Annotated in this window: 17 protein-coding genes; 11 read left to right on the forward strand and 6 right to left on the reverse strand. The window is 66.7% G+C overall.

The genetic code is table 11. The annotated features are described in order from the left end of the window. Positions 1–32: 32 nt before the first annotated feature. The 9 genes from RDV55_RS04655 (at position 33) to RDV55_RS04695 (ending at position 6,234) form a co-directional block, all read left to right on the forward strand. Entirely contained in the window at positions 33–1,100 is a 1,068-nt protein-coding gene (locus RDV55_RS04655) for a FecCD family ABC transporter permease (protein WP_245907647.1), read from the forward strand. Further along, complete coding sequence (locus RDV55_RS04660; RefSeq protein ID WP_111823232.1) at positions 1,097–1,897, forward strand: ABC transporter ATP-binding protein; 801 nt, start codon at positions 1,097–1,099, stop codon at positions 1,895–1,897. Before RDV55_RS04655 ends, RDV55_RS04660 begins: the two co-directional genes overlap by 4 nt. A 196-nt stretch (positions 1,898–2,093) precedes the next feature. Further along, positions 2,094–2,303, forward strand: coding sequence for a cold-shock protein (locus tag RDV55_RS04665; protein WP_111823233.1), 210 nt, complete (start codon positions 2,094–2,096; stop codon positions 2,301–2,303). A 334-nt stretch (positions 2,304–2,637) separates the two neighbouring features. Continuing rightward, positions 2,638–2,856 (forward strand): hypothetical protein, encoded by a 219-nt coding sequence (locus RDV55_RS04670; protein ID WP_111823234.1) that lies wholly within the window; start codon positions 2,638–2,640, stop codon positions 2,854–2,856. A 239-nt stretch (positions 2,857–3,095) separates the two neighbouring features. Next, a complete protein-coding gene (locus tag RDV55_RS04675) occupies positions 3,096–3,392 on the forward strand; it encodes a protein HldE (protein ID WP_111823235.1) in 297 nt (98 codons plus the stop codon). Between the two features lie 13 nt (positions 3,393–3,405). Then, the gene (locus RDV55_RS04680) at positions 3,406–4,716 is read left to right on the forward strand and encodes a C2 family cysteine protease (protein ID WP_111823236.1); all 1,311 of its coding nucleotides are present in this window, start codon (positions 3,406–3,408) and stop codon (positions 4,714–4,716) included. Then, positions 4,713–5,195, forward strand: coding sequence for a DNA-binding protein (locus RDV55_RS04685; protein ID WP_111823237.1), 483 nt, complete (start codon positions 4,713–4,715; stop codon positions 5,193–5,195). The genes RDV55_RS04680 and RDV55_RS04685 overlap by 4 nt, the downstream gene beginning before the upstream one ends. Before the next feature lie 31 nt (positions 5,196–5,226). After that, positions 5,227–5,700 carry an ATP-binding protein gene (locus RDV55_RS04690; RefSeq protein WP_111823238.1) on the forward strand — a complete coding sequence of 158 codons (474 nt, stop codon included), beginning with the start codon at positions 5,227–5,229 and terminating at the stop codon, positions 5,698–5,700. Positions 5,701–5,739: 39 nt separating this feature from the next. After that, on the forward strand, positions 5,740–6,234 hold the full coding sequence (locus tag RDV55_RS04695; protein WP_111823239.1) for a DNA-binding protein: 495 nt from the start codon (positions 5,740–5,742) through the stop codon (positions 6,232–6,234). 123 nt (positions 6,235–6,357) lie between these two features. On the opposite strand, the gene hemL is transcribed toward RDV55_RS04695, so the two are convergent. From hemL to hemE, 6 genes are read right to left on the reverse strand one after another with little or no spacing between them, the layout of a single operon-like run. Continuing rightward, positions 6,358–7,743 carry a glutamate-1-semialdehyde 2,1-aminomutase gene (gene hemL, locus RDV55_RS04700; protein ID WP_111823240.1) on the reverse strand — a complete coding sequence of 462 codons (1,386 nt, stop codon included), beginning with the start codon at positions 7,741–7,743 and terminating at the stop codon, positions 6,358–6,360. Between the two features lie 47 nt (positions 7,744–7,790). Further along, a complete protein-coding gene (gene hemB, locus RDV55_RS04705; RefSeq protein ID WP_111823241.1) occupies positions 7,791–8,822 on the reverse strand; it encodes a porphobilinogen synthase in 1,032 nt (343 codons plus the stop codon). Next, a complete protein-coding gene (locus RDV55_RS04710; RefSeq protein ID WP_111823242.1) occupies positions 8,819–9,625 on the reverse strand; it encodes a uroporphyrinogen-III synthase in 807 nt (268 codons plus the stop codon). Before RDV55_RS04710 ends, hemB begins: the two co-directional genes overlap by 4 nt. Continuing rightward, positions 9,622–10,656 carry a hydroxymethylbilane synthase gene (gene hemC, locus RDV55_RS04715; protein WP_111823243.1) on the reverse strand — a complete coding sequence of 345 codons (1,035 nt, stop codon included), beginning with the start codon at positions 10,654–10,656 and terminating at the stop codon, positions 9,622–9,624. The genes RDV55_RS04710 and hemC overlap by 4 nt, the downstream gene beginning before the upstream one ends. Then, on the reverse strand, positions 10,653–12,119 hold the full coding sequence (locus RDV55_RS04720; protein WP_111823244.1) for a protoporphyrinogen/coproporphyrinogen oxidase: 1,467 nt from the start codon (positions 12,117–12,119) through the stop codon (positions 10,653–10,655). Before RDV55_RS04720 ends, hemC begins: the two co-directional genes overlap by 4 nt. Next, positions 12,116–13,213, reverse strand: a complete 1,098-nt coding sequence (gene hemE / locus RDV55_RS04725; RefSeq protein ID WP_111823245.1) for a uroporphyrinogen decarboxylase — start codon at positions 13,211–13,213, stop codon at positions 12,116–12,118. Before hemE ends, RDV55_RS04720 begins: the two co-directional genes overlap by 4 nt. A 241-nt stretch (positions 13,214–13,454) precedes the next feature. Between hemE and RDV55_RS04730 the strand changes: the two genes are divergently transcribed. Next, positions 13,455–14,777, forward strand: coding sequence for a glutamyl-tRNA reductase (locus tag RDV55_RS04730; RefSeq protein WP_111823246.1), 1,323 nt, complete (start codon positions 13,455–13,457; stop codon positions 14,775–14,777). Further along, a complete protein-coding gene (rarD, locus tag RDV55_RS04735) occupies positions 14,774–15,727 on the forward strand; it encodes an EamA family transporter RarD (protein WP_111823247.1) in 954 nt (317 codons plus the stop codon). The genes RDV55_RS04730 and rarD overlap by 4 nt, the downstream gene beginning before the upstream one ends. Positions 15,728–16,851: the final 1,124 nt, after the last annotated feature.

Consider the following 16,851-nt stretch of genomic DNA (forward strand, 5'->3'; position numbering starts at 1 on the left):
TCGTCCCCCTATCGACGAGGCCGGGGTCCCTCATGCGCGATACGCCCGGCGTGGGCCGGGGAGAGGACTTCATGCAATCTGTGCTGACCAGGAACGGGAGGCTGCGCGTGTGGGTGATTCCTGCGCTGATCGCCCTCATCGTCATGTGCGCGGCCGCGGCCATGCTGATTGGCCGTTTCTCCGTGTCCTTCGAGGACGTGGTCGCGGCACTGCGCGCGAGGTTCTGGGGTGGCCCGGCTGTGCCCCCGCGCGTCAACTCCGTCGTTTTTGACCTGCGGGCGCCGCGCATCATCGTGGCAATCCTGATTGGCGGGGGCCTGTCCGTCGCGGGCGCTTCCTTCCAGTCGCTCTTTTCCAACCCCCTGGCCACGCCGGACACCCTGGGCGTCGCGGCGGGCACGTGTGTCGGCGCAGTCATCGCGTTGCTGCTGGACTGGAACCTGATCGGAGTGCAGGCGGCTGCCCTCGTCGCGGGCCTGGCAACGATGGCGTTCACGACGGCGATATCGCGAACACGAACGGGCTCTTTCAACGTCATTACGCTCGTGCTCGGAGGCGTCATCGTGTCAGCCCTGGCGAACGCGGTTCTCTCACTCCTCAAACTCACGGCCGACCCGACGAGCCAGCTTCCCGAGATCACCTACTGGCTCATGGGTTCGCTCGCGGCGGTCACCTACCACCAGATCGCGCTGGGGGCTCCGTTCATCATCGCGGGCGTCGTCGTTATCGTTGCGCTGCGCTGGCAGCTCAACATCTTGTCCCTCTCGGAAGACGAGGCCCGGTCCGCCGGAGTCAACGTCACCGTCATGCGCGCGGTCCTCATCGTCGCCTCGACGGTCATCACGGCCTCGGTCATTTCGATGTGCGGCCAGGTCGGCTGGGTCGGCCTACTCGTGCCACACTGTGCTCGCATGCTGTGCGGGCAGAACAACCGTGCGGTGATCCCCGTGTCGCTTCTGCTCGGGTCGGCGCTCATGATCGTCATCGACACGCTCGCGCGCTCCCTGTCGGCCTCGGAGATCCCGATTTCGATCCTGACGGCCATCATCGGTGCCCCCTTCTTCATTGTCCTGCTGCGACGGACGGGGGGAGTGCGATGATCAGCGTCGAGAACGCAACCTTCACCTACCCGGGTGCCCCCTCCCCGATCCTGACGAACGTCTCCTTCGAGGTGCCCGAGCGCTCACTCCTGGCCATCCTGGGGCCCAACGGCGCCGGAAAGACAACGCTGCTGCGCACCATGATCGGCCTGCAGAAGTGGGATCAGGGGCGCACCCTCATCGACGGAACACCCATTTCGTCGATGTCGACGCGGGCCCTGGGCCGCATCCTGTCGTACGTGCCGCAGGCCCGCAACGCCTCCAATGTGGCGCTCACCGGCCTCGAGATGGTGATGGTCGGGCGAGCCCCCCACATGCGCACGCTCGCCCAGCCCGGCGCGCGCGAGGAACGCATGGCCCGCGACGTCCTCGACGAGGTGGGGGCCTCCCATCTGGCGCAGATGCCCTGCGCAACCATGTCGGGCGGCCAGTTCCAGATGATCCTCATCGCCCGAGCGCTCGTCGCGAACCCGCGCGTCCTCGTGCTGGACGAACCCGAGACCGGCCTGGACTTCCGCAATCAGCTGATCGTCCTGGGGCTCCTCGAGCGCCTCGTGAGGGACCGCGGCCTCGCCGTCATCATGAACACGCACTACCCGGCGCACGCCCTTCGCGTCGCGGACCAGGTCGCGCTCTTCTCCTCCACGCACGAGGCAGTGGTCGGTCCGGCGTCTTCCGTCATGAACGCGCACACCCTTGCGAGTGTCTTCGGGGTCGATGTGGCGATCGGAAGCGTAGCCTTCGGGGGTGAGGACGTGCAGGCCATCGTCCCGGTTCGACTGAGCGGGGGCAAGTAGCGCCGTTGCGGCGAGAGTTTATTTTACGATTGCGCAGGTCAGCCACATTTTGGCCGCGAGTGCGGTACCGTATAGGTGTGATTCTGCACGGCCAGTCCGGGGGCAACGATGCCGGGCCGGCGCAGTGGAACCATGTCGACTCCGCAGACGGGGCCGAACGATGCCCCAGCGTTGGGGCGAACACGAAGGAGGGCCCATGGCTAACGGAACCATCAAGTGGTTCAACGACGCCAAAGGCTTCGGGTTCATCACTCCTGATGACGAATCCAGCGACGTCTTCGTGCACTATTCACACATCATCGGCCAATCTGGGCGCCGCACTCTTGTCGAGGGCGAGAAGGTCGAATATGAGGCAATTGAAGGACCAAAGGGCCTCCAAGCAATGAATGTGGCACGAGCCGAGTGACATTGTGTGCCCGGGTGGAGCTCCCACTCGGGCACACTTGCACAAACTGGCATTTTCTCCACTGATCTTCACACATGTCTTTTTCGTTGATAAAACAGCGCTTTAACAACTTTTTACGATGCTTGTGCCATGCCTTACAAGGGCTTGCGCGGTATAGACCGAGCGGTGGAATCCACGTAGAATTGGAGCTGCACCAAGGGGGGCGACCACGAGTCAGCCCCCTTTTTTGATGCCGTCGCCCACCCGGGCGGCACGGACCAACAGGTCCACAAACACGCTGGCGTGCGGGGCGCGCTTCGTGCTTCCGCGCGAAGACACTCATAAGGAGAACCCCATGAACAACATCGTCAAGGCTGAAACCGCCCCCACCATGTCCCAGGCCACCGCCTCGGCCTCCGTGCTGGTTGCCCTCGTCGTCGTCCTCGCAGCCCTCGGCGTTTTCGCTGCCCTGCAGGTCGCCTCGGTCGCTTCGATCGTCTTCGCGATTGTCATCGCTCTGACCGCCCTGATCGTTTCCCCCGCTCTTCTCTCGATCGCTCGCACTCGCGCCTGAGCCTATGCGGGGCGCGTGAACGACACGCGCCCCACCCCCGCCAGCGTGGCACCACGAAGGTGTCGCGCTTTTTCTTTGCCTGCGTGACTCTCCCCGGCCTCGTCGCGCCATCTCCTTGCACCAAACCTCAGCGGCTCGGCTTGAGCACCGACGCTCATCGCAGCCTCACGAGGAGACTTGCATACTGTGCCCTCCCCCACTAAAGTCTTTTTGTTAACCACGGCATCGAGGAGGATGTGATGAGCGGCTTCACGATGAACACGGAGAAGCTGGAGCAGGCGTCGAGCGACATGAGCCAGCTGGCCGAGGAAGTGTCGCAGCTGGGACTCACCAGGTGCGAGGACTCCTTCGACTGCGGCGATCACGCCGTGGAGGAGGCGCTATCATACTTCGCCACCATGTACAACAAGCGCGGTCAGGCCACACGGGAGTGGCTCAACAGCAGTGCCAACGGTCTGCATATCACCGCGTACGCGACGCAGGACACCGACGACGAGGCAGCGACGGTCTTCGAGGCGCTTCGCGCCAAGCTGTAGAAACGAGGGAATCATGGCGGCAGGGTTTTCGCAGCGCTTTCCGGCTGTGACGGCAGACCTGGGATCGATCTGGTCGTGCCAGAACGAGATGAGGAATCGCTCGCGCCAGATCGGGGAGCTGTACACGGACGTCAACACCGTCATCGGCAGGTGCGACGAGTGGACGGGGCTGGCCAGGGACGCCTTCGTCACCAGCGCGGACGCAGAGAAACGCGAGATCGGCATCTGGGAGGACGGGACCCTTCAGGCGGCGAATGCGCTGAAGAGCTATTACTTCACGCTGGAGTGGGTCATCGGATCGGTCAACGGCATTCGCGCCCGGGCGGACGAGCTGTGGGCGCAGTACCAGGCGATGCCCCCCGCTGACCGAGCAACGCAGGAGGCCGCCATCGAGGAGGAACTTTCCTATCTGCAGGGACGCTACGACGAGGCGAAGAAGACTCTGTCGGAGGAGGCGCTGAACACCGGGGCCTCACTCAGGGAGGCCCTGTACTTCACGCCCGAGGACCTCCATAAGGAAGATGGCACAGCCACGTACGTCGACTACGGGGATACGCGTTCCCTGACTCAGAAGGAGCTCGCAGACATGCTCGCGCGACTAGGCGACCCATCGTCCTCTCTCTTCAATATCGATCAGGGTCGCATCGGCGACTGCCACCTGCTGGCCTCCCTCAACGCCTACAACCAGACCGAGGCGGGGCGCAGGTATCTGGCGAGCCTCATCACCCCGCACTACGGTGCCGACGGAAAGGTGGACGGGTTCTACGTGGACTTCCCCGGATTCGACAGGGACCGCAAGCGCGTTTTCGTCCAGGACGTACTGGAGCATGGCGATACCGCCGGGAGGAGCCGCGACGCTGACCTCGGTTCTATCTTCGAAAAGGCCTTCGTCCAGTCGCACATGGGAGGAACGCGTGGCAAGTTCCCCACGTGGGGGGCGTCAGGAAGCTTCAGCGCTTGGACAATGAAAGATATCTCCGGTGAGAACGCCACACCGACTTTTAAGGGTGGATTTGATCGAGACGCCATGAAAGAAGCTGCTGTCAATGGCATCAAAGCGGAGAGACCCGTTGTCGCAGAATCCAGTATGTTCACACATGACACGACCGTCACCACCCCCGACGGGGCTCGCGAGAAAATTCAGATTGTCTCCCAACATGCATATACGGTGGTTGGAGCAGACGAGAACGGAGTGACCCTCACAAACCCGTGGGGCTATAACCAAACTACTACCAAAGGCAAAAACGCTGGAGCGACCTTCACGATGAGCTGGGATGAGTTCTACGCCAACTTCGGCGACGTCACCGTGGGGCAGATCCCATGAGGGTCAAGCCTCCGCGCAAGCGCACCATCGCCACCGTCCTCGTCCTGGCATTCGTCATCCCCTGGACCTACGCCCACATCGCCTACGCCTGGCCCTGGAAACGATTCCAAACGGGCACCCGCATCACCTGCCAGGGCCAGTACCTGGTAGGAGCAGAACCTAACCAGAACGCGACGCGCCTAGGAACACTGACCAACGACTCGTTGGTCAGGCTTGACGCCTGGGGAGAAATCAGTATGGGTGCTGAGACTGCAGGCTTCACCCTATTCACGATTGAAGGCAACCACGTGAACGACATCGCTCACGTACCAGAACTGCAGCTCGGGGAGTCCACCACCGTCGCGGGGGTAGGTACCTTCACCCTCAAGGAAGCCCACTCCGGCACCGTCTGGTTCACCCCCAACCCCGGCGGAGCGGCCTTCTGTTTCGACCCAGACCCCACCTTCACCGTCTACGACTACGCACAACAAGGCCACTAACACCGACCATCTCCACCAGGGAGCACGACCCATGAGCATCAGACCCGCACGCATCCGCGCCATCGTCGTAGCCGTCCTCGTCCTGGCGTTCGTCATCCCCTGGACCTACGCACACATCGCCTACGCCTGGCCCTGGAAACGATTCCAAACAGGCACCCTCATTTCCTGCGACGGCCAATACGTGGTGGGAGGTTTTCCCAACAAGCCACCAGAACTGTTAGGGCATCTATCAGACGGGGCACCGGTTGATTTCATTGCTGGAGGTGAGATCAACATGGGAGTAGAAACTGGTGACTTCGGCCTGGCTACACAGAGGGGGAATGAAATCGACAACTTTGCCCACTCCCCACAACTCCACCTAGGAGAATCTACAACCATCGAGGGGGTCGGCACCTTCACCCTCTCACGCGCCCACTCCGGCATCGTCTGGTTCACTCCCAATCCCGGTGGAGCGACATTCTGCTTCACACCGGACCCGACATTTACCGTAAACCCCTACTTCTGACAGCATGCTGGCAACCACCATCACCACCGAAGCACACCCATGAGCACCACACCTGCACGCGCACGCGCACGCATCCGCGCCGTCGTCGTGGCCGTCCTCGTCCTGGCGTTCGTCATCCCCTGGACCTACGCCCACATCGCCTACGCCTGGCCCTGGAACGAACCCTCCGACATCGATACGTGCACCGGACAGTACTACCTCACCCCACACGACAAGCAACGATCCATTTTGCTTGGCGTTCTCTCCGACGGGCGAAATGTTCGCATGGGCAGCAGGGGGGAAGTCTCGATGGGACGCGACATTGCCTCCTTCGGTCTATCCGCCACCAGCGATAACGAACACTACGACCTACTCGGGGGTGCCGAGGGTCTGCACCGCGGTGACAGCACCACCGTCGAGGGGGTCGGCACCTTTACCCTCAAAAGAACCCACTCCGATATTGTCTGGTTCACCCCCAACCCAGGAAAAGCAACATTCTGCTTCGACCCAGACCCCACCTTCACCGTCTACGACTACGCACAACAAGGCCACTGACGCCAGCAACCACCACCGAGCAGCACTCGCAATCAACCCACCAACGGTAGAGACGAGGGGTGGGGACCCACCAGGATCTCCACCCCTCGCCCGTCCACGGCACAGGCGCCGCGGAGCGATCGACTACTCCGGCTGAGCCTGCGCAACAGCCTGCGCGGCAGCCGGAGCCGCAGCGGCGATGGCCTCCAGCTCCGCCTCACCGTGGGCGCCGGACACGAACCACACCTCGTACACCGAGGGCGGCAGGGCCACACCCGAGGACAGGAAGGAGTGGAAGAAGGGGGCGTAGCGCCACGCCTCCTGGGCGCGCGCCTGGTCGTAGTCGTACACGCCCGAGGAGGCAGCGGCCTCGCCAAACATGACGGAGAACAGGGATCCCGTGCGCTGGAGACGGTGCGCGACGCCGGCAGCGCTGAGCGCGTCCGACACGATCGTGCTGATCTCCTGAGCCGAGGCATTCACGCGGTCGTACACGCCTTGATCAGCGAGTTCGAGGGTACGCAGGCCGGCCACCGTGGCAAGGGGGTTGCCCGAGAGCGTGCCCGCCTGGTAAACGGGGCCCAGGGGAGCCAACAGGTCCATGACGTCCGCGCGCCCGGCAACGGCCGCCAGGGGCATGCCGCCGCCCACGACCTTGCCGAAGGTCACCAGGTCGGGCACCCAGTCGGCGCCCTCCACGCAGGACGCGTCGACGAAGCCGGCGCTGTAGCGGCCCGAGGGCGCGCCGTCGACCCACCCGGCCACGGCCTCGAGGCCCCACCAGCCGGCGGGGTCAACGCGGAAGCCGGTGAGGACCTCGTCGAGGATCATGAGCGCACCGTGCGCGGTGCACAGGCGGCGGATCTCGCGGTTCCACCCGGGGTGGGGCGGGACCGTGCCCATGTTGGCGGGGGCACCCTCGAAGATAACCGCGGCGATAGCACTGCCCACCTGCTCGAAGCACGCGCGTAGGGCGTCAACATCGTTGTAGGGCAGGACGATCGTCTGGGCGGTGATGGCCTCGGGAACGCCGGCCGACCCGGGCAGGCCACCGGTGGCGACGCCCGACCCGGCGGCGGCAAGCAGGCCGTCGGAATGGCCGTGGTAATTGCCGGCGAATTTCACGATGAGGTCACGCCCGGTAGCGCCGCGCGCCAGGCGGATCGCCGTCATCGTCGCCTCGGTGCCCGTCGACACGAAGCGGACGCGCTGCGCAAAGGGCACGCGCTCGCGCACGGCGCTGGCCAGCAGCGTCTCAGTTTCGGTGGGAGCGCCAAAGGACAGGCCGCGCGAGGCAGCCTCCTGGACGGCGGCGACCACCTCGGGGTGCGCATGGCCGAGCAGCGCCGGACCCCACGACCCGACCAGGTCCACGTAGGAGCGCCCCTCGACGTCGGTGACGCGCGCACCGCTCGCGCTCGCGATGAAGCGCGGGGTGCCGCCGACGCCGCCGAAGGCGCGCACGGGTGAGTCGACGCCGCCAGGGATGACGGCTTTTGCTTGGGAGAATGCGGTTTCGTTAGTGGTCATAGCTACCTTCATCAGGGTAAGAGGGATAGCGGCACGCGGATGCGCGCTCAGCGAGCCCGGCGGGCGACCTCGAGGGCCCAGTAGGTGAGGACGGAGTCGGCTCCCGCCCGGAAGATGCCGGTCAGGGATTCATCGATGACGCGGGTGCGGTCGATCCACCCGTTGGCGGCGGCGGCCTCGACCATCGCATACTCGCCGGATACCTGGTAGGCGGCGACGGGAATGTCGGAGGCGGCGGCCACATCGGCCAGCACGTCGAGGTAGGGTCCGGCGGGCTTGACCATGAGCATGTCGGCGCCCTCGGCCGCGTCGAGCAGCGCCTCGAAAAGGCCCTCGCGTCGGTTCGCGGGGTCCTGCTGGTAGGTCCGGCGGTCGCCCTTGAGAGTGGATCCGACCGCCTCCCGAAAGGGCCCAAAGTAGGCGGACGCGTACTTCGCGGAGTAGGCGAGGATGGCGACGTCCGCGTGTCGCGCCTGGTCGAGGGCGGCGCGGATCGCGGCGACCTGGCCGTCCATCATGCCCGAGGGCGACACCATGTGCGCGCCCGCGCGCGCCTGGGAAATCGCCATCGCCTGGTAGAGCGGCAGGGTCGCGTCGTTGTCGACACCGCCTTCGGAATCGAGGAGGCCACAGTGCCCGTGGTCGGTGAACTCATCCAGGCAGGTGTCCGCGCACACGACGAGAGCGTCGCCGACCTCGGCGCGCACGGCGGCGAGGCCGCGGTTGAGGATCCCATCCTCCGCCCACGCCTGGGAGCCGATCGCGTCGCGGCGGGCGGGCACGCCGAACAGGTCGATGGCACCCACGCCCGCTTCGGCGGCCTCGGCTGCGGCTCGGCGCAGCGAGTCGATCGTGTGCTGGTACTGGCCCGGCATTGCGGCGATTTCTCGGGGTTCGTCGATGTCGTCACGCACGAAGACGGGCCAGATGAGCTTTCCGGGGTCAACGTGGGTTTCACGCACGAGGGCGCGCATCGCGGGGGTCGTGCGCAGGCGGCGCGGGCGAATCGTCGGGATCGGGGCGCTGTCCACCCCGGCCTCGGCGAGGTAGGAGGTAACGGATTCGGGGACGGTGGTCATGAGTCTCTTTCTTCAGGTGCGTCGGCTTGGGCGGGGCGGTCGAGGGCGTCGATGAGGGCGCGGACGATGGCATCGGGTGTGGGGGACGAGGCCTGGGTCGCGACCGCGATCCCCTGCCGCCTGGCGGTGGCTGCGGTGGGTGCGCCGATGGTCACGATCCGGGTTGAGGGGGGCGGCATCCCGAGGAGCGGGGCGATGGCGCGCGCCTGGGAGGAGGCGGTGAGGACCGCAGCGTCGTAGTGCCCCGCGGGGAAACTCCCCGCGATATCGTCGGGAATATCGGCGGCGTCGGCGGGAGTGGTGGTGTAGGCGTCGACGGCCTCGACGCTCCAGCCGAGGGAGCGCAGCCCATCCGGCAGCGTGTCGGGTGCTGCCGCCGAGCGGGGGATGAGGACCGGGCGCGCACCGGAGGCCGGGGCAGGGAAGCACTCGAGCAGCGCGACGGCGGATCCGGCGCCGGTCATGTCGGCGCTCACGCCCGTGTGGTCGCTGATCCATCGGGCCGTGGCCTCGCCGACGGCGGCGATGCGCGTGCCGAGCAAGCGCGCTCGTGGAAGTCCGGAAACGACGGCCCACGCGGCCCTCCAGGAGGAGAACACGACCCACGCGTATCCACCGTCAGCAAGCCGGGTGCGCGCCGCGTCGAGCTGGGCGGAATCCAGCGGCGTCGAGACGGTGAGGGCGAGAGCATCAACCTGAGCCCCGGCCGTCCGCAGGGCGCGCGCGATGGCGTCATCGTGCTTGGCTCGGGTCAGGAGGATCCGCCGCCCGTTCAGGGGTGTGCTGACGTGGGGCTCGTTCACGAGGATTGCCTCGGCGCTTTCGTCGCCCCCAGGTCGGTGACCTCGGCGGCGCCACGCGCGAGCAGCTGGCGCGCCACGTCCTCGCCGAGGCAAGTAGCCTCGTCCAAACCAACCGCGTCCGTGAGCGCGAGCGGGCCGCTCGCCTCGACCCGCTCACGCCCATCGACGCTCATCACGCGCGCGTCGAGCAGGAGGGCCGAGGAGGCCTCGTCCACGCGGGCGAACGCACCCACCGGTGCCGCGCACCCCGCACCCAGGGCGGAGAGGACGGCGCGTTCGGCGCTGGCCGCGAGCGCGGTCGGCCGATGGTGAAGGGTGCCAAGGAGGGCTCGCAGGAGGGGGTCCAACTCGTCGCGCGTTTCGATGGCGAGGGCGCCCTGCGAGGGGGCGGGCATCATGATGGCTGGGTCGAGCACGTCGGTGGCGTGGGTATCGAGGCCGATGCGCCGCAGCCCGGCAAGAGCGAGGACGACCGCATCGAGACGCTCGCCCGTACCGAGGGCGGAGGGCGCAGTGCCCGCGTCGGCACCCAGGTCGATGCCACGCACGCGCGAGAGCCTCGTGGGGACATTGCCGCGCAGGTCGCACACGCGCAGGTCGGGGCGCGCGGCGAGCACCTGGGCGGCGCGCCTGGGTGAACCCGTGCCGACGAGCGCGCCCTCGGGCAGCGACGACAGCGTCTCCCCGTCGGCCGCGCACAGAGCATCGCGGGGGTCTTCACGCTGCGGGACGGCAGCGATGCGCAGCCCCGGCGTGGGGGCGGTGGGCAGGTCCTTGAAGGAGTGAACGGCCAGGTCGCACTCTCCCCCAAGGAGGGCGAGCCGCAGCTGAGCGGCGAACACGCCGACGCCACCGAGCGCAGCCAGGGGCGCGGCGGACACGTCGCCGTGCGTGCGCACGACCTCCAGATTGACGCGCACGTCCTCGCCGAGCCGAGCCCCGGCCTCTTCGATCGCCCGCGCGACGGTGGTGGATTGGGCGAGCGCCAGGCGCGATCCCCTGGTTCCCAGAACGAATACCCGCGTCGTCATAGCAGTCCTTTTGCGCCCGCGCGGGCGTGTGTGACGACGGAGGCGATGCCGGTTCCGGCAACCCAGGCGCCCGTGAGCGCCACGCCCCCCAGGGGACGCACCTGTTCCTCGAGAGCATCGACGCGGCTGCGATACTCGGGCGGCAGGGGCGGGAGCGTGCCGTTCCAGCGGGCGAGTAGGTGGTCGGTGACGGCCTCGGCGGCGATGGTGACGCCTGTGAGCGTACGGATGTCACGCAGGGCACCCTCGACGGTGACCGCGGGTTCGACCTCGCCGAGGCGCCCGTAAGAGAGGCGCAGCAGGTGCATGTGAGGCGGGAGTTGGTCGGCGAGCCAGGGCCACTTGATGTTGAGGTGGGACAGCGCCTTGGCCGCCACCGGCCGATCGTCGGCGGGCGCGGGCGCGACCAGGAGGCCCTGGGAGACGGGTGCGTCATCCAGCTCGGGGGCGTGGACGGCCAGGGTGAGGCGTGCGATGGGCGCTCCCTCGGGAACGCTCACATCGGGCACGAGGCCGGGGATGCGTGCCTGCGTCAGCAGGCGCAGGGCGGCGCTGGCGCTGCAGGCGAGGACGAGGCGCTCCGTCATGACACTCACGCCCGGCCCGCTCGGCACGGGTTCGGCTCCGGGGGTGGGCCCGGGCTTGGTCGGCCCGCACTCGAGGGTCCATCCCGAGGCCGCGCGCCTCAGTGAGAACGCGCCCGTGCGGGTCAGCACGGTTCCCCCGGCCTCTTCGATGGCGGCCCTCAGCGCGTCGACGAGGACGAACATGCCGCCCTCGACACAGGCTTCGGGCGTGCGGCGCGATCCGGCGGCGGCCAGGCGCGCCGCGACCGCAGCGGCCAGGGATCCGTGACGGGCAGTCTTGGCGCGCAGGCCGGGGGCAACCGTGTCGGTTGCCAGCACGGAGGGGTCGGCAGTGTAAATGCCCGCGATGATCGGCCGCACCGAGCGCTCCAGCACGGCCTCCCCCATGCGCGCGGCCACGAAACCGGCCAGAGTCTCCCCGGCCTCGTCCATGCCGATGCCGCCGCCCATCGAGCGATCCTCGAGGGCGCGGCGCACCCCGGCCTCGCCGAGTACGTGAGCACAGTCGGGCGCGTCCGGGTGGGCCGGGATTCCCAGGAACGAGTCGTGCAGGAAGGGGCGCAGCTCCCAGCCTCCGCGCAGGGAGGGTGCGTAGAGGCGGGCACCCGATCCGGCCGGCTCAACCGAGGTCAGCCCCAGGGCCTCCACGATCGACGAGGTGTCGGTGCCGCGCACGACGTATGTCTCCGCACCCAGGTCCACGTTCACTCCGCCGACCGTGCCCCGGGCGATGAGGCCGCCCAGGTAGCCGCGCGCCTCGACGAGGAGGGGACGCACGCCCGCGCGAGCCAGTTCCCACGCGCTCACGAGGCCGGCGATGCCACCGCCAACAACGACCGCTCCGGGGTGGGTGGGGATGGCCTCCAGGGGGTTCATCGTTCGTCACCCAGCTCATGCACCAGCTCCACGATGCGCGTCAGCACGTCCGGGTCGGTCGTGGGTGGCACGCCGTGCCCGAGGTTGAAGACATGGCCAGGGGCGGAGCGTCCGGCGTCGAGAATATCTCGAACAGCCTGTTCGATAACGTGCCACGGAGCCTGAAGCAGCGCAGGATCCAAATTCCCCTGCACGGCCTTTCCCGGCACCTGCCCAATGGCCCACGACAGGTCCGTCTTCCAGTCCACGCCCACGCAGTCAACACCGACCTCGGCCATGTCGGACAGGATCGGCGCACTGCCAGTCCCGAAGTGGATGAACGGAGCGCGGCAACCGGTCACCGGACTGACGGCGCCGGCGACGCGCTGCGCAACCATGCGCGAATACGGCGCGACGGATTCCCTATAGGTACGAGGCGAGAGAGACCCCACCCACGAGTCGAAGAGCTGCGCGGCGCTGGCCCCGGCCTCGATCTGCGCGGTCATGAAGTCGGCACTCACCCGCGCGCACCAGGTCATGAGAGCATCCCACGCGCCCGGGTCCGACGCCGCGAGCGCGCGCGCAGCCATGTGATCGCGCGAGGGACGCCCCTCGACCATGTACGCGGCCAGGGTGAAGGGGGCACCGCCGAATCCGATGAGCGGCGTGGAGCCCAGCTCACGCACCGCCGTTGCGACCCCATCGCGCACGGACTGGGCACCCTCGGCACAGTCGCGCGTTCGCCCGGTGGAATCGGTCCACGACCCCTCCCCGTACCGATGACTCAGGAGCTCGTCGATGCTCTCGCGCGTGCGATAGGGATGATCGAGGACGGGGCCGACGCCCGGCTCAATCTCAACACCCACCCCAGCCAGGCGCAGGGGGACCATGATGTCCGAAAAGAAGATGCCCGCATCCACGCCGTGGCGTCGCACGGGCTGCACCGTTGCCTCGGCGGCCACGTCGGGGCGTAAGCAGGCCTCGAGCATGGGCAGGCCAATATCGGCGCGCAGCTCTCGGTACTCAGGCAGGGAGCGTCCGGCCTGACGCATGAACCACACGGGGGTGGGCCCTCGTTGCCCGGTCAGGGCGGCGATCAGCGGGGGCGTCGTCATGTGTCTCCCTAAATTTAATGATGTTTTCATGCGTTAATTCGCGCATTTCCGTCGTTTTCCAGTTTAGTTCAAGACAATTTCTCACACGTTGCAAATACCTGAATTTACGTACCTTTACGTCTATTTATCCGCGGGAGAGAGCCATTTATTTCGTCGACATTCCAAAATGACGCGGCGTCACCAACATTAATGGGTTTCCAGCGCTGCTCACGCCACCCGCGTGCCCTTAAATGGACGCGTTGTGACTATTCATGTGCTCTCCGCGGACCACCGCTACACCCCCCTCGATGACATCGCCCGGCTCTCCAGCGCGGACGACCTGGGCCCTACCCTCGTGCGCTCGCTGCCGCAGGCTCGCGGGGTCATGGTCCTGCGCACCTGCAATCGCGTCACTATCTACATCGACGCCCCGGCCTCGGCCAACCCCCACGCACTTAAGGACACGGTGGAGCGCGAGCTCGCCCAGGCCTCGCACGTGCAGCGCAAGGACGTGCACCTGCGTCACCTGTGGGGTCACGACGGCCTCGTCGATCTGTTTTCGACGGCGGCGGGACTGGAGTCCATGGTCATCGGCGAGCGCGAAATCGCCGGGCAGATGCGCCGCGCCGCGCGCACAGCCTGGGAGGACGGGACCCTCAGCTGCGACCTGGGGCGCGCCGCCGAGCGAGCATCGGCGACCTCCCGCCGCGTCGCCACCGAGACCGGACTGGCCGGGACTGGACGATCCGTCGTCGCCGTCGGCCTCGACATGGCTGCGACTCACCTAGGACCGTGGAAGGACGCGCGCGTACTCATCGTCGGCACGGGCGCCTACGCGGGGGCGACCGTCAGCGCCCTGCACGCGCTCGGCGCATCGGACGTGTCCGTCTACTCGACGTCTGGGCGCGCACGCGAATTCGCCCGGGGACGAGGCATCGGCTGGGTCAGCGCCGCAGACCTTCCCTCTGCTCTGGAGCACGCCGACCTCGTGGTGACGTGCCGCGGACTGGGAAGCCCCGTCTTGACACGCGACATGGCCGCCCTGGCCGGGCGCACCGTGGTTCTGGACCTCGCGCTCATGCGCGACACCGAAAGCTCAGTCGCCTCACTCCCGAACATCACCCTCATTGATCTGCCGACCATCCAGGCCTCGGTCCCGGCAGCCGACGCTGACGCACTGACACGCGCCCGCGCCATCATCAACGAGGAGGTCTCCTCCTTCGAACGCGGCCTCGGCGCCCGATCCATGGACCCGGTCGTGCGACACCTGCGCTCACGCGTTTTCCGCATCGTTGAGGAGGAAATCGATCGCCTCGGCGAGGCTCCCCTCTCAACCGACGACGCGGCCCGAGCGCTGCGCCACCTGGCCGCGCGCCTCATCCACAACCCGACCGTCATGGCACACCGGGCTGGCGAGGAGAGCCAGCAGGAACGCTACCTGGAGGCCCTCGGCGTGGTCCTCGGCATCGACGAGACCGCCCTGATTTCGGGGAACGACGCGACCCCTCACGCTTTCTCGCCAGGTGATCACAGCCGTTCCCGCGGCGGCGTCTGCCCACACGATGTTCATACACTGGGTGCATGAGCACCCAGAAGAACGAACCACGCGCACTCGCCCTCGGCGTTTCCTGCTACGTGATCTGGGGGTTCTTCCCCCTGTACTTCTCGCTGCTCTCCCCCGCCGGCGCCGTCGAGGTGATCGTCCACCGCGCGGTGTGGGGCCTGTTCTTCTGCCTGGTCACGCTCGCCCTGACGCGTTCGCTGGGGAAGATCCGCGCGCTGATCGCCGACCGGGGAGCCCTGTGGCGCCTCGCGGTCGCAGGCGCGCTCGTCGTCGTCAACTGGTCGGTGTACGTGTACGCGGTCCTCGCCGGCCACACGACGGACGCTGCGGTCGGCTACTTCATCAACCCCCTCGTGACGATCGCGCTCGGTCTCATTGTGCTGCGCGAGCGCGTCACCCCGATTCAGAAGGTGGCCCTGGCCCTGGGTGTCGTTGCCGTCGTCATCCTCGTGATCGGCCAGCGCGCAGTCCCGATCGTCTCCCTCACGCTCGCCCTGTCCTTCGGCCTGTACTCACTCGTGAAGAAGGATGTTGCCGCGCGCGTTGATCCTCTAGCGGGCATGGCGATCGAGACGGCCGCGGTCTCACCCTTGCTGCTGGGCTACTACGCGTACCTCGCGGCCACGTCCTCCACGTCCTTCCACACGATCGCCTCCTCCGACGAGGCTGGGACCTCCTGGATGGTTCACCTGGCCCTCCTGGTGGGTGCGGGGGCACTGACGATGATCCCGCTCATCATGTTTGCCTCGGCGGCGAGAGGCCTGACCCTGGGGACGATGGGCTTCCTGCAGTACCTGGGCCCGACCCTGCAGCTCCTCGTCGCCGTCTTCATCTTCCACGAGTCTGTGCCCACGATTCGGTGGATTGCGATGGGCATCGTGTGGGTGGCGCTGGCGTGCCTGAGTGCCGACTGGCTGCTCTCCTCGGTGCGCGCCAAGCGCCTGGCGCGCGCAGCGGACAGCCGGGGATGAGGCAGCCGGGCAGGCAAGGATTGACTCCGCGCGCAGTGTGCATCGCTTGTGCTGCTGAGAGGCGAGGAGCGAACGATAAGCCACCCCTTGCATGAGGCTGTGGCAGCCCGGGTGACATTTTCTTCGCCCCTCGCCCGCGACACGGAACCGGCCCGTTGCGAAACCCTCTTCGCGGTGTACAGCACAGACCGGGCAGTCGTGATACCTTCATCGCCCGCACGCGCCTGAGATGACTGATTTTGGAACATTTCCAGCACGCTCGTTTGACATTTCTGTCCCAACAACACCCCAACAGACCATGTCGCGCAGGGCAGAGACAACTCCACTGTCACACAGGCACCCCGCAAAGAAACCGCTGGCACCACCTGATGCCTCCCAGAAGCACGATGACACCCACGGCACCATTGTCGACACTGCCCCAGGTCCTCGTGACACCGAAGGCTCCACCGTCGGGCCACCACTGAACTCTCATGCAACCGTTAGCACCACTGTCGAGCCGCTACCGAGCACTCATGCAACCACCGACACCACCGTCGGCCTAAAAGACCCCAATTCAGCCACTTTCCACTCAACAGAGGCGTCACCGGTTTCAAAGAACGCGAACAACCGACCAACATAGGCGTCGTCGGTTACAAAACCCGTCTATGTCCTACTAACAGAGGCGTCACCGGTTACAAAACCCGCCTACATCCTACTGACAGAGGTGCCACCGGTTACAGATTCCGCTCGTTTCCCGCCAACAACGGCACCACCACCGAGCCGACACCGAGCACTCATGCAACCACCGGCACCACCGTCGGACCACCACCGAGCACTCATGCAACCACCGACACCACTATCGAGCCGCTACCGAGCACTCATGCAACCGTTGGCACCACCGCCGGGCCAGAACACCCCATTTCAGCCACTTTCCACTCAACAGAGGCGTCACCGGTTACAAAACCCGCCTACATCCTACTGACAGAGGTGCCACCGGTTACAGATTCCACTCGTATCCCGCCAACATCGGCACCACCACCGAGCCGACACCGAGCACTCATGCAACCACCGGCACCACCGTCGGACCACCACCGAGCACTCATGCAACCGCTGGCACCACCGCCGGCCCAACACCACAGCCGCAG

Source organism: Schaalia odontolytica, from assembly GCF_031191545.1.
In the GTDB taxonomy this organism is placed as follows: Bacteria; Actinomycetota; Actinomycetes; order Actinomycetales; family Actinomycetaceae; genus Pauljensenia; species Pauljensenia odontolytica.

What these genes read in the sequence shown, in the direction of transcription:
- RDV55_RS04665 (WP_111823233.1), top strand. Translation starts at nt 2,094, where the DNA reads ATGGCTAACGGAACCATCAAGTGGTTCAACGACGCCAAAGGCTTCGGG.
- RDV55_RS04670 (WP_111823234.1), top strand. Translation starts at nt 2,638, where the DNA reads ATGAACAACATCGTCAAGGCTGAAACCGCCCCCACCATGTCCCAGGCC.
- RDV55_RS04675 (WP_111823235.1), top strand. Translation starts at nt 3,096, where the DNA reads ATGAGCGGCTTCACGATGAACACGGAGAAGCTGGAGCAGGCGTCGAGC.
- RDV55_RS04695 (WP_111823239.1), top strand. Translation starts at nt 5,740, where the DNA reads ATGAGCACCACACCTGCACGCGCACGCGCACGCATCCGCGCCGTCGTC.
- hemE (WP_111823245.1), bottom strand. Translation starts at nt 13,213, where the DNA reads ATGACGACGCCCCCGCTGATCGCCGCCCTGACCGGGCAACGAGGGCCC.
- RDV55_RS04655 (WP_245907647.1), top strand. Translation starts at nt 33, where the DNA reads ATGCGCGATACGCCCGGCGTGGGCCGGGGAGAGGACTTCATGCAATCT.
- rarD (WP_111823247.1), top strand. Translation starts at nt 14,774, where the DNA reads ATGAGCACCCAGAAGAACGAACCACGCGCACTCGCCCTCGGCGTTTCC.
- RDV55_RS04680 (WP_111823236.1), top strand. Translation starts at nt 3,406, where the DNA reads ATGGCGGCAGGGTTTTCGCAGCGCTTTCCGGCTGTGACGGCAGACCTG.
- RDV55_RS04660 (WP_111823232.1), top strand. Translation starts at nt 1,097, where the DNA reads ATGATCAGCGTCGAGAACGCAACCTTCACCTACCCGGGTGCCCCCTCC.
- hemC (WP_111823243.1), bottom strand. Translation starts at nt 10,656, where the DNA reads ATGACGACGCGGGTATTCGTTCTGGGAACCAGGGGATCGCGCCTGGCG.
- hemB (WP_111823241.1), bottom strand. Translation starts at nt 8,822, where the DNA reads ATGACCACCGTCCCCGAATCCGTTACCTCCTACCTCGCCGAGGCCGGG.
- hemL (WP_111823240.1), bottom strand. Translation starts at nt 7,743, where the DNA reads ATGACCACTAACGAAACCGCATTCTCCCAAGCAAAAGCCGTCATCCCT.
- RDV55_RS04720 (WP_111823244.1), bottom strand. Translation starts at nt 12,119, where the DNA reads ATGAACCCCCTGGAGGCCATCCCCACCCACCCCGGAGCGGTCGTTGTT.
- RDV55_RS04690 (WP_111823238.1), top strand. Translation starts at nt 5,227, where the DNA reads ATGAGCATCAGACCCGCACGCATCCGCGCCATCGTCGTAGCCGTCCTC.
- RDV55_RS04685 (WP_111823237.1), top strand. Translation starts at nt 4,713, where the DNA reads ATGAGGGTCAAGCCTCCGCGCAAGCGCACCATCGCCACCGTCCTCGTC.